Origin of the sequence: Bradyrhizobium sp. CCBAU 53338 (assembly GCF_015291665.1) — a bacterium.
GTDB lineage: Bacteria > Pseudomonadota > Alphaproteobacteria > Rhizobiales > Xanthobacteraceae > Bradyrhizobium.
In genome coordinates this window covers 76,370-87,858 of record NZ_CP030048.1, presented here as the reverse complement: position 1 = coordinate 87,858, position 11,489 = coordinate 76,370, and the positions used below count along the sequence as shown (strand labels likewise).

Genomic DNA, 11,489 nt, shown 5'->3' with positions numbered 1-11,489 from the left:
AGGCGCCAATATAGGCAGGCGGATTCAAATGGTCATGGGGCGAGAGAAAGTCGTCCCCGCTGTTCGCGACCTTACGCGACGCTCTCCAGGAACGCCTCTTCCGCGGCCTGGACTGCGTCGGGCGTGCCGACATGCATCCAGACGCCGTCGAGGCGGAGGCCGAACAGGCGCTCCTGCTCATTGGCGCGGTCGAACATCTTCGTCAGCGAGAACTCGCCCTGCGGCGCGCCTTCGAAGATCTTCGGCGACAGGATGGCCGCGCCCGCATAGACGAACGGGACGATCTCTTTTTCCTTGCGCTTGCGCAGGCTCCCGTCCGGCAGCATGCCGTAATCGCCGCGGCCGCTATAGCCGATGCTGGTCGCCGTCGGCGCCATCAGCAGCAGGATGTCCATGCTTGCAGGGTCGAAATTTTCCGCGAGCCGCGTCAGGTTGGAGCGGACGCCGTCGATCCACAGCGTGTCGGAATTGACGTGGAAGAACGGCGCATCGCCGAGCAGCGGCAGCGCCTTGACCACGCCGCCGCCGGTGCCGAGCACCTGGTCGCGCTCGTCCGAGATGGTCACGCGCGGGTGCTGGCGCGTTGCGGTGTGCTGGATGATCTGGTCCGGCAGATAGTGCACGTTGACGACCGCGTCGGTGACGCCGGCCTGGCCGAGCTTGTCGAGCACGTGGTCGAGCAGCGGCTGGCCGGCCACCGGCACCATCGGCTTCGGCATCTTGTCCGTCAGCGGACGCATGCGCAGGCCGAACCCTGCGGCGAGCACCATGGCTTTGGTCGGTTTGACGGACATGCTTGAGCTTTCTCGAACCTCAAATTCGCGTTTGCAGCAATCCTAGCACGGGCCGGGATCAGCCGCACCGCATCTCGACGGCCTTAGCCACCCGCCGTGACGGTTGTGCGACGTGTGTTGCGCTCACGCACTCACGGCTGTGGAACGCGCCTTTTTCTTCTTGTCGCCGACTTTCAGGAAATTGACGCCGATCTGGTCGCCATTCACCCAGGCCAGTTCGCAGCGCCGGTACGCAAGTCCGGTCGAGGACAGCAGCAGAAAGAATTCCTTCAGGTGCAGGCCTTCGACCGAGCCGTCGATGGTCAGCTTGGCGCCGGTCTCGGAGACGTCCTCCATGGTGCATTCGCGCCGCCAGGTGCCGTCGATGCCCATCATCTGGGCCGCAATCCCACGTTCGAACACAACCCTGTTGTTCCCGCGCTGGTCCGTCTTGACCGCCATCTGCCCCGCTCCAGCCCCGTCTTTGTCCGGCTGCCCGCGGCCGATCATACTGATGCGATGGCTAACGGCTGGTAAACCGGTTCCGGCTCAGGATCGCGGCGGCGGCACGTTTGCGATGTACCAGTCGCGCAGATGCGCGAGCGCGGGATGGGCGAGGGAGCGCTGGAGATAGGTCCAGATCCGCGGCTGGTGGCGCAGGTAATGCGGCTTGCCGTCGCGGCGGTTGAGCCGGGCGAAGGTGCCGAGCAGACGCGTGTTGCGCTGCGCCGACATGATGGCATAGAGCTCGGCGAAGCCGGCCGCATCGAAGCTCGCATCATCGGTGCGGCGCGCCTTGATGTAGCGCGACAGCAGCGTCAGCTCGAGGGTCTCAGGCACGTCGATGCGCGCGTCCTGAAGCAGCGACACCACGTCATAGGAGTGCGGCCCGAGCACGGTGTCCTGGAAGTCGATCACGCCGACGCGCGCCATGCCGGTCCGATCCGCAAGCCAGATCAGATTGGGCGAGTGGTAGTCGCGGATGATCCAGGTTTTCGGTGCGGCGAGCGGCTTCTTCAGCAGCTCGCGCCACATCGCAAAGAATTCCGCGCGCCTCTCGTCGCTCAGCGGCGCGTTGCGGTCGGGCAGATACCATTCCGGCATCAGACCGATTTCAATCAGCAGCGCGTCGGTGTCCCAAGCGGGAATGGTGTAGGCCTGCCCGTCCAGCGGCAGCGTTTCCGGCAGCGTCTTGCCGTGCAGCGCGGCCAGCACGTCGGTCGCGGCCTCATAGCGCTCCGTGATCGGCCGCGGCGGATCGCCTTCGATCACGCCTTCGCTGCCGAAATCCTCCGAGATCAGGAAGCCGTGGTCGAGATCGAAATGATGGATCTTCGGCGCCGAGATCCCCGCGGCGCGCAGGCCTTCGTCCACGGCGACGAACGGCTTGATGTTTTCCGCCAGATGCACCGCGGCGCTGTAGGACTTGCCATTGTAGATCGCGGCGCCGTCGGGGCGCTGCGGCGAGTTCATGAGGATGACGACGCCGTCGTCGCGGATCAGCCGCGCATAGGAGCGCGTCGAGGCGTCTCCGGCCATGCGCTTGCGCGTCGCATCGATATAGCCCGACACTTCGAGGAATTCGCGCAGCGTCTTCAGCCGCGCAACCGTCGCCGCGCTCTTGCCGTAACCTGTGATGTCGGCGGCGCGTGCATTCGAGCCGAGCGCAGGGCGATGCGTCAGGGCGATGTCGATGCGATCTTCCGGCATCGCGGACGGCGCACGCTCGGGCCATTCGATCAGAACCAGCGTCGCGTCCGGCAGCGGCGACAGCCCGATCTCCTCGAGTTCGCTCTCGTCCTCGACGCGATAGAGATCGGCATGCATCACCGCAAAGGCTGCGAGCTCGTAGCCCTGCACCAGCGTGAAGGTCGGGCTCGGCACTTCCAGCTCGTCGTCGCCGGCGAGATAGCGGATCAGGCTGCGGGCCGCGGCCGTCTTGCCGGCGCCGAGATCGCCTGTCAGCGTGATGGTGTCGCCGGGACCGACCAGCAAAGCGAGATCGGCCATCAATTGCGCGGTGGCCGTCTCGTTGACAAGCGCGACGGAGAGTTTGGTGGGCTCGCTCATTCGGCGGCGTCGCGATGCGCCGCCTGGTCGGTCGGGAAATCGCAGATCACGACCGTGCCCTTGCCGACGATCGAATCCACCTGCACCTTGCCGCCATGCAGCTCGACGAAGGAGCGCACCAGCGACAGCCCGAGCCCGGCGCCGCGATGACGCGAGCCCTGCGAGCGGCTTTCGAACCAGTTGAACACCTTGTCCTTCATGTCGGCGGGTATTCCAGGTCCGGAATCTGTCACAATGAAGACCACGCTGCGGTCGGTGCGGCGCGCACTGATGCCGACGGTGGAGTCAGGCGGCGAGAAGCCGACGGCGTTGGCGAGGAGGTTATAGAGCACCTGCACCACGCGCTTCTCGTCGCCTATGAAGCTGCCGACATCGGGTGCGATCTCGACCTTGAGGCGGATGCGGTCGGTGGCGAGCCGGTCCTGGATACCTTCGGCGGCGAGTTCGATGGTCTTGCTGACGTCGACCGGGCCGAGCTCCAGCTTCATGGCGCCGGCGTCGATGGTGGCGAGATCGAGAATGTTGTTGGTCAGCGCCAGCAGCGCGTTGGTCGATTTGGTGACGTAGTCGAGATATTCGGCCTGCTTCGGCGTCAGCGGTCCGGTCGAGGGGTCGCTGAGGAAATGAGCGAAGCCGATGATGGTGGTGAGCGGCGAGCGCAGCTCGTAGGAGACGTGGTGGACGAAATCCACCTTCATCTGGTCGGCGGCTTCCAGCGCCTCGTTGCGCTCGCGCAGCGCGCGCTCGACATTCTCGGTGTCGGTGATGTCGAGGAACGTCAGCATGGTCGCGCCGTCATGCAGCGGACGGATCATGCCGTCGAGCACGCTGCCGTCCTTGCGCTCCAGCTTCAGCGGCACGTCGGCGCGATTCTCGATCGAGGTGATGGCTTCGCGGATCTGGCGCCAGACGAGCGGGTCGTCGAACAGCTGGTGGCACCAGCCCTCGACGGTCTGGATGTGCGGCTCCTCGCGCATGGCGTCGTTCGACAGCTTCCACATCCGCAGGAAGGCCGGATTGAACAGCTGCGCCTTGCCGTTGCTGCCGAACACGGCGACGCCCTCGGCGAGGCTGTCGAGGGTCTCGCGCTGGACCCGGATCATGCCGTCGAAGCGACGGGCCAGCTCGAGGCTCTCGGTGACGTCGTCGAACAGGTAGGTGACGCCGCCTTCGGGGTTGGGCGTGGTGACGACGGACAGCGCGCGACCGTCGGGCAAATACCAGGTGTCCTTGGCGGCTTCGACCGCGCGGTAGGCCTCGTGCAGCTTGGCCTTCCAGGCGCGGAAGTCCGGCTGCTCCTGCAATTTGCGCGCGGCGCGGAGCCGGTCGAGCACGCTGGAATCGTCAGGGTGGGCGTCGAGGAAGGTGCGGTCGAGGTCCCACAGCCGCCGGTAGGAATCGTTGTAGAAGGCGAGCCGGCGCTGGCCGTCGAACACGGCCACGCCGGAAGAGAGCTGGTCGAGGGTGCGGCGATGCGCTTCCGCCATCCGCACCAGCGCCGCGCTCAGCGCGTCCGCCTCCGATGCGTCGATGGCGACGCCGACGCTGCCGTGGCCGACATTGGCGGCCCGCACATCGTACATGCGCCGCTCGCCGCCGATCACGATCGGCAGCCGCGAGGTGAAGTGAGCTGCCTCCTTCAGGCTGCGCTCCATCGCGGCGCGGTCGGCGCTGTCGAGCAGCTCGAGCCTGCGCTCCTGGGCGTCGATGATGCTGGTCGCTTCCGTCGCGCGGACATAGGCGGGGTTGGCGAAGACCAGCGCGCCGTTCCCGCTCTTGGCCCAGATCGGCCATGGCGCGGCAGCGGCGAAGCCGCGCAGCATCTCGGTCTCGTCGGAGAGTGCCTTGTAGCGCAGATTGGTCTCGGCCAGATCGCGCCGCAGGCCGGACAATTCGCGAATCCGGACAATGGCCTGGCCGCCGATGGCGCGGCCGATCGCTTCCAGCGTGTGGCCGTTGGCGGTGGTCAGCGTGAGCTGGAAGCCGTCGCCGCGCTCGCGCAAGCCGTCGACGGCGTGATCCATCTGCAGTGCCGGTTCCGGCGGCAGCCAGGTTCCAAACGCGAGCACGCGCTGCGGCGACGAATCGCGCGGCAGCACCATCGAGATATCGCCCGAGATCTGCGCGCGATTGTCGCCGGCCGGCCAGGAGATCAGCACCTGCGGCTCGGCGAACAGCAGCGCGCCGAAGCGGTCGGCCTGCAACTGGAGTTCCCGAATCCGCAAGCGCAGCCCCGCCTCGTTCTTGGCGGTGCGCACGCGCGTTCGCATCAACAGGATCGCGGCCACGACCGTGAAGCCGAGCAGGGCCAGCGCGGTGGCGAGCACCGCGAGCTCCTGCCGGTTGAAATCCAGCAATATCGAAAGTGTGTCGACAAGGTCGGCGGCATCAGCCGGCTCAGCCGGCAGCAGCGCTGCGAGAGCGCCTCCCAACAAGCTGTTGCGCACCAGCGAGGTGCACGACAGCAGCGTCCGACGCATCGACACGATCACGCCTGACATAGTTGCCCCAAGACCGCACGAATTGACCGCGCTGCGACCCCCGTCGTGCGCGAATCAAACGACAATACCCTCACCGCGACTCCACCGGTAAGAGTCCAGACCGTGAACGCAAAGGCGGTCCCACAAAAATGCCGGGCGCGGGTTCCGCCCTCACGTAATTCTGCGGATGATTCGGTTGGAGATGCCGGGTGTTAGCGTTGACGGGATGAGACTCGATCACGCTCCAACGGAGGTGCGTTCCCTCTCCCCTTGTGGGGGAGGGCTAGGGGGTCCTAACCGGCTACATGGGTAACAGAATAGACCGGCGACATGGGTAACAGGTCAACTGTCGGCAGGGAGGACCCTGCCGATGGGTTGGAAGGAGACCTGTGCCGTGGAAGAGCGGATGCGCTTTATGGTGGCGGTTGAGAAGGGCGAGGAGTCGTTTGCCGCGATCTGCCGGCGGTTCGATGTAAGCCGCCGGATTGGATACAAGTGGCTGGCGCGCTTCGAAGAGGAAGGGGTTGCCGGTCTGCTCGACCGTTCGCGAGCGCCGGCGCATCATCCGCAAGCAATTGTCCCGAAGGTCGCGGAGCGCTGCCTCGAGGTGCGTCGGGCACATCCGACCTGGGGGCCGAGGAAGGTTCGGGCCTATTTGAAGCGCGCCGCGCCCAAAACGGCTTGGCCGGCGACGAGCACGATCGGGGAGCTGTTCGACCGCGAGGGGTTGACGGTGAAGCGCAAGCTGCGCCGGCGTAGCCCGCCATCGAGTGCGCCGTTTGCCGGTTGCGAGGCCGCCAACGACGTCTGGTGCATCGACTTCAAGGGTTGGTTCCTGACCGGCGACGGCAAGCGGTGTGAACCGCTGACGTTGACCGACGCTCATAGCCGCTACCTGTTGCGCTGCCAGGCCCTCTCCCGGACGGATACCGACCATGTCTGGCCGGTGCTGGATGCGGCCTTCCGCGAGTTCGGGCTGCCCCGTTACCTGCGGTCGGACAACGGCTCTCCCTTTGCGTCGACCGGCGCGGGCGGGCTGTCGCAACTGTCGGTGAAACTGATCAAGGCCGGCGTGACGCCGGAACGCATTGCCCCGGGCAAGCCGCAGCAGAACGGCCGTCACGAGCGCATGCATCTCACTCTGTTGCAGGATGTGGCCAATCCGCCGGCGCACAGCATGCGCGAACAACTGAAGCGACTACGCAGCTTCCAGCGGCTCTACAACGAAGAACGTCCGCACCAGTCACTCGACGATGCGACGCCGGCCGAGCGCTATCGAGCTTCACCGCGACGCTTCGACGGCATCCTGCGCTCGCCGGAGTATGGAGATCGGGAGGTGCGCCGGGTTCGGCACAACGGAGAGATCAAACTCGACGGCAAGTTCATCTACATCACCGCAGCTCTGGCGGGTGAGCCGGTCGGCCTGGCTGAAGCTGAAGATGGCTGGATAGTCAGCTACGGCCCGATCACGCTCGGCACCATCGCTCACCATGCAGACGAACTGCGACGCCCTAAACGCAAAGGCCGTGGACTTGGGGACAACGCTGCGCGTTGCCCCCAGGGTCCACAGCCCCAACAACAACAGACCTGAACGAAACGAGAATTGTGTTACCCATGTCGTCGGTTTGATCTGTTACCTATGTCGCCGGTTGCTCAAGGGAGAGGGGTAGCAAAGCAGGAAGCGCCAGTTGTTGATGATGTGAGGAAGACGGGTGTCCGATTGAAAGAGTCCCCGTGTGGCACCCCCCTCCCTGTCCCTCCCCCCTTGTGGGGGAGGGAACGGAGAGAGCGTCGCTGTTGATTGGATTCGATGCGCTTACCGCCCCGTCGACCCAAAGCCGCCGGCGCCGCGATCGGTCGAGGACAGTGTCGCCACTGGAACCAGCGTGGCCTGGAGCACGGGCGCGATCACCATCTGCGCGATGCGCTCGCCGCGCTTGATCACGAAGGGGGCGGCGCCGTGGTTGATCAGGATCACCTTGATCTCGCCGCGGTAGTCGGCGTCGACAGTGCCCGGTGTGTTCAGCACGGTGACGCCGTGCTTGGCCGCAAGCCCGGAGCGTGGCCGCACCTGCGCCTCGTGTCCCGGCGGCAGGGCGATGGCAAGGCCGGTCGGCACCAGCGCATATTGACCCGATGCGAGCGTCATCGGCTCGTCCTCCGGCACCGCCGCCATCAGATCGAGGCCGGCGGCCTCCGCGGTCTGATAGGCCGGCAGCGGCAGGCCGTCCGCATGGGGCAGGCGCTGCAGTTCGACCGTGACTTTGCTGCTCAAGATGCCGGCTCCAGGGATTCGTCGACGGATGTGTCGGACACGCTCTTTGCGATATGCGCGACCAGTTCGATGGCGACCTGTTCCTTGGTCATGACAGGCCAGGAATCAACAATGATCTCGCCGTTGTTCTCGGCATTCTTGCTGATGAGGTGCACGGTGTTGCGGTCGCCGCCCATCACGCCGGTCGAGGGCGAGACGTCGTTGGCGACGATCCAGTCGCAGCCCTTGCGCGCGAGTTTTGACTTCGCGTTGTCGATGAGATGCTCGGTCTCGGCGGCGAAGCCGATCACCAGCGGCGGGCGCTTGTCGGCGAGTTTCGAGATCGTGGCGAGGATGTCGGGGTTCTCGACGAGCTGAAGCGGCGGCATGCCGGCGGAGGTCTTCTTCAGCTTCTGCTCGCCCTCGTTGGCGACGCGCCAGTCGGCGACGGCAGCGGCGAAGATCGCGATGTCGGCGGGCAGCGCTGCCTGCACCTGCTCCAGCATCTGCCGCGCGGATTCGACGTGCTTCACCGTGACGCCGGCGGGATCGTCGAGATCGACGGGGCCGCTCACCAGGATCACCTCTGCGCCCGCAGCTTGGGCTGCGGCAGCAATCGCAAAGCCCTGCTTGCCGGAGGAGCGATTGGCGATGTAGCGCACCGGATCGATCGGCTCATGCGTCGGACCAGCCGTGATCAGCACGCGCTTGCCGGCCAGCGGCCGCGGCACCGGCGGCCGCAGCAATTTCTCGGCGGCAGTGGCGATCTCGATGGCTTCCGACATGCGGCCGACGCCGGCCTCGCCCGCTTCGGCCATCTCGCCGGAATTGGGCCCGATGAACAGGATGCCGTCGCGCTGAAGCTGCGCGACATTGCGGCGTGTCGCGGCGTTGTTCCACATCAATGGATTCATCGCCGGTGCAATCAGGACCTTGCGGTTGGTGGCGAGCAGGATGGCGCTGGCGAGATCGTCGGCATGGCCGTTCGCCATCTTCGCCATCAGATCGGCGGTCGCGGGCGCCACCACGATCAGATCGCAGTCGCGCGCGAGGCGGATATGGCCGGCGTCGAACTCGCTCTGCGGATCGAACAGATCGGTGTAGACGCGCTCATGGGAGAGGGCGCTGACCGAGAGCGGGGTGACGAACTGCTCGGCGGCCCTGGTCAGCACGCAGCGGACCTCGATGCGGCGCTCCTTCAGCCGGCGGATCAGGTCGAGCGACTTGAAGGCCGCGATGCCGCCGCCGATGATCAGCGTGACGCTGGCCTCAGGGACGGCGCCGGGGCGCAGGGATGCGGGTGCGGGGGATGCCTCGGGCGGTACCGCGAACGGCGTCAGCGGCTCCTCGCGGCCCTCGATCAACTCTCGCAGGATGACCCGAACCTCTTCCTCGACCGACCTGCGGTTCCTGGCCGAGCGCAGGCGCAGATAGGCTTTGACGGTGTCGTCGAGCTTGCGGATGGTCAGGCTTGCCATGGCGCCCTCCAGCACGAGATGATGGCGATGATATCATTTTAGTGATATCAATGCAATCATTCGGCGATCACAGATTCCGGACGGCGATCAGGATGCCTATGAAGGTCACCGCGATGATCCAGACTGCCACGGTGCGCCAGCGGTTCTTGCGGCCCTCGCTGCGCCCCATCGCGGCGATGCTCTCCGGCGACAGGCGGATGCCTTCCCGCGTCATGGTCTCGAGCTGCTCGAGCACCGCGACCGAGCGCTGGGCGATGTCGGGCAGGCGCATCAGCACCTTGGCGAGGTCGCCGCCGCCGGCCAGCGCGCCCTGCACCCGGCCGATCGGGCCGAGATTCCGCTCGATCCATTCGCGCACGACGGGGTCGGCGACCTTCCAGATGTCGAGCCTGGGATCGAAGCCGCGCGCCACGCCCTCGACCACGACCATGGTCTTTTGCAGCAGGATCAGCTCGGGCCGCGTCGTCATGTCGAACAGGCCGGTGACCTCGAGCAGCAGCGTCAACAGCCGCGCCATCGAGATTTCCTCGGCGGTGCGATTGTGGATCGGCTCGCCGATGGCGCGGATGGCTTGTGCAAAGTTCTCGACCGAGTGATGCGAGGGCACGTAGCCCGCTTCGAAATGCACCTCGGCGACGCGGCGATAGTCGCGGGTGATGAAGCCGAGCAGGATTTCGGCGAGGAAGCGCCGCTCCTTCATGCCGAGCCGGCCCATGATGCCGAAATCGACCGCGACGAGACGGCCGGCGTCATCGAGGAACAGATTGCCCGGATGCATGTCGGCGTGGAAGAAGCCGTCGCGCAGCGCGTGGCGCAGGAAACTCTGGATCACCTTGCGGCCGAGATCGGGCAGGTCGACCTGCGCTTCGGCCAGGCGCTTGTGATCGTTCAGCGCGATGCCGTCGATCCACTCCATCGTCAGCACGTTGTGGGTGGTGCGGTCCCAGTCGACTTCGGGCACGCGAAAATCCGGATCGTCGCGCGTGTTCTCCGCCATCTCCGACAGCGCCGCAGCTTCCAGCCGCAGGTCCATCTCCATCGCGACCGAGCGCGACATCGTGTTGATGACTTCGACGAGGCGCAGCCGTCGCGCCTCGGCGGAATAGGTCTCGGCCTTGTGCGCGACGAAGAAGAAATCGGAGAGGTCGCGGCGGAAGCGCGCGGACACGTTCGGCCTGAGCACCTTGACCGCGACAGGCTTGCGGATGCCGTCGCGCTCGATCTCGCCGCGATGCACCTGCGCGATCGAAGCGGCGGCAACCGGCGCGCTCAGGCTGACGAACACTTCTTTCAGCGGCCGCTCCAGGGAGGTCGCGATTGCAGCTTCGGCTTCGGCTTGCGGGAACGGCGGCAGGCGATCCTGCAGGCTTTCGAGATCGCGCGCGATATTGAGGCCGACGACATCGGGGCGTGTGGCCAGGAATTGCCCGAGCTTGAGATAGGCCGGGCCCATCCGCGTCAGCGCGCGCGAGATCCGCGGGCCGTGCTTGTCGCCGCGCCGTTCGACGAGGCGTGCCAGTTTCAGCGCGAGCTGTCCGGGCGGCGGCACCAGGCTCGGGTCGACGGAGCCGAACACGCCCTCGCGCGCAAACACGAACGCGGCGCGGATCAGGCGCGTGATGTGGGTGATGGCAGAGATCACAAACGCCAGCCCGAATGCAGTGCGACGATGCCGCCGGTCAGGGTCTGCCAGCTCACGCGGGAAAAGCCGGCGTCGCGGATCATGTCCGCGAAGGCGTTCGGCTTCGGAAACTTGCGGATCGATTCGACGAGATATTGGTAGGATTCGGCATCGCCCGTGACCATGCGGCCGAGCGGCGGGATCACCTTGAACGAGAACAGGTCGTAGAGCTTGTCGAGGCCGGGCATCTCGACGGTGGAGAATTCCAGGCAGAGGAAGCGGCTGCCGGGCTTGAGCACGCGATAGGCCTCGCGCAGCGCCTTGTCGATTTGGGGCACGTTGCGAATGCCGAAGGCGATCGTATATGCGTCGAAGCTGCGGTCGGCGAAGGCGAGCGCTTCGGCATTGCCTTCGACGAAATCGACCTGGGTGTCGAGGTGGCGCTTGGCGGCACGCTCGCGGCCCACCGCCAGCATGTCGGAATTGATGTCGCAGACGGTGGCATGGAAGCCGGAACCTGCCGCCCTGGCGGCGCGGAACGAGATGTCGCCGGTGCCGCCGGCAACGTCGAGCAGTTTGAACGGCCGGTCGCTTCGCGGCGGGTCCAGCGCATTGATCATGATGTCCTTCCAGACCCGGTGCAGGCCACCGGACATCAAATCGTTCATCAAGTCATAGCGCGACGCCACGCTGTGAAACACATCGTTCACCAGCGTCTGCTTGTCCCCCAGGGGAACGTCCCTGAAGCCAAAATGCGTGGTTTCGCCCGGCCGATCCATTACTCTACTCCAATGGGCGGACCATAGCCCGCCC

Annotated in this window: 9 protein-coding genes; 1 reads left to right on the top strand and 8 read right to left on the bottom strand. The window is 65.9% G+C overall.

What is annotated here, in order from left to right; translation table 11 throughout:
* Positions 1 to 71: 71 nt before the first annotated feature.
* The 4 genes from XH90_RS00385 to XH90_RS00370 all read right to left on the bottom strand — a co-directional run bounded on the left by XH90_RS00385 (position 72) and on the right by XH90_RS00370 (position 5,344).
* Complete coding sequence (locus tag XH90_RS00385) at positions 72 to 794, bottom strand: nucleotidyltransferase family protein (protein ID WP_194478684.1); 723 nt, start codon at positions 792 to 794, stop codon at positions 72 to 74.
* 123 nt (positions 795 to 917) lie between these two features.
* Complete coding sequence (locus XH90_RS00380) at positions 918 to 1,235, bottom strand: PilZ domain-containing protein (RefSeq protein WP_194478683.1); 318 nt, start codon at positions 1,233 to 1,235, stop codon at positions 918 to 920.
* Between the two features lie 87 nt (positions 1,236 to 1,322).
* Positions 1,323 to 2,843 carry a tRNA (adenosine(37)-N6)-threonylcarbamoyltransferase complex ATPase subunit type 1 TsaE gene (gene tsaE / locus XH90_RS00375; protein ID WP_194478682.1) on the bottom strand — a complete coding sequence of 507 codons (1,521 nt, stop codon included), beginning with the start codon at positions 2,841 to 2,843 and terminating at the stop codon, positions 1,323 to 1,325.
* Entirely contained in the window at positions 2,840 to 5,344 is a 2,505-nt protein-coding gene (locus XH90_RS00370) for a PAS domain-containing sensor histidine kinase (protein WP_194478681.1), read from the bottom strand. The genes tsaE and XH90_RS00370 overlap by 4 nt, the downstream gene beginning before the upstream one ends.
* Before the next feature lie 349 nt (positions 5,345 to 5,693).
* Here XH90_RS00370 and XH90_RS00365 point away from each other — a divergent pair, with 349 nt between their 5' ends.
* Positions 5,694 to 6,914, top strand: coding sequence for an integrase core domain-containing protein (locus XH90_RS00365; protein ID WP_371748261.1), 1,221 nt, complete (start codon positions 5,694 to 5,696; stop codon positions 6,912 to 6,914).
* Between the two features lie 225 nt (positions 6,915 to 7,139).
* Here the strand turns inward: XH90_RS00365 and dut are convergent, their stop codons facing one another.
* From dut to ubiE, 4 genes are all read right to left on the bottom strand, one after another.
* Complete coding sequence (gene dut, locus XH90_RS00360; protein WP_194478680.1) at positions 7,140 to 7,598, bottom strand: dUTP diphosphatase; 459 nt, start codon at positions 7,596 to 7,598, stop codon at positions 7,140 to 7,142.
* The gene (coaBC, locus tag XH90_RS00355; RefSeq protein WP_194478679.1) at positions 7,595 to 9,055 is read right to left on the bottom strand and encodes a bifunctional phosphopantothenoylcysteine decarboxylase/phosphopantothenate--cysteine ligase CoaBC; all 1,461 of its coding nucleotides are present in this window, start codon (positions 9,053 to 9,055) and stop codon (positions 7,595 to 7,597) included. Before coaBC ends, dut begins: the two co-directional genes overlap by 4 nt.
* Before the next feature lie 67 nt (positions 9,056 to 9,122).
* Complete coding sequence (ubiB, locus tag XH90_RS00350) at positions 9,123 to 10,697, bottom strand: 2-polyprenylphenol 6-hydroxylase (protein ID WP_194478678.1); 1,575 nt, start codon at positions 10,695 to 10,697, stop codon at positions 9,123 to 9,125.
* Positions 10,694 to 11,455, bottom strand: coding sequence for a bifunctional demethylmenaquinone methyltransferase/2-methoxy-6-polyprenyl-1,4-benzoquinol methylase UbiE (gene ubiE, locus XH90_RS00345; protein WP_194478677.1), 762 nt, complete (start codon positions 11,453 to 11,455; stop codon positions 10,694 to 10,696). The genes ubiB and ubiE overlap by 4 nt, the downstream gene beginning before the upstream one ends.
* Between the last annotated feature and the right edge of the window lie 34 nt (positions 11,456 to 11,489).

Excerpts from the sequence above, each read along its gene's own strand:
- XH90_RS00385 (WP_194478684.1), bottom strand. The coding sequence starts at position 794 with ATGTCCGTCAAACCGACCAAAGCCATGGTGCTCGCCGCAGGGTTCGGC.
- XH90_RS00380 (WP_194478683.1), bottom strand. The coding sequence starts at position 1,235 with ATGGCGGTCAAGACGGACCAGCGCGGGAACAACAGGGTTGTGTTCGAA.
- tsaE (WP_194478682.1), bottom strand. The coding sequence starts at position 2,843 with ATGAGCGAGCCCACCAAACTCTCCGTCGCGCTTGTCAACGAGACGGCC.
- XH90_RS00370 (WP_194478681.1), bottom strand. The coding sequence starts at position 5,344 with ATGTCAGGCGTGATCGTGTCGATGCGTCGGACGCTGCTGTCGTGCACC.
- XH90_RS00365 (WP_371748261.1), top strand. The coding sequence starts at position 5,694 with ATGGGTTGGAAGGAGACCTGTGCCGTGGAAGAGCGGATGCGCTTTATG.
- coaBC (WP_194478679.1), bottom strand. The coding sequence starts at position 9,055 with ATGGCAAGCCTGACCATCCGCAAGCTCGACGACACCGTCAAAGCCTAT.
- ubiE (WP_194478677.1), bottom strand. The coding sequence starts at position 11,455 with ATGGATCGGCCGGGCGAAACCACGCATTTTGGCTTCAGGGACGTTCCC.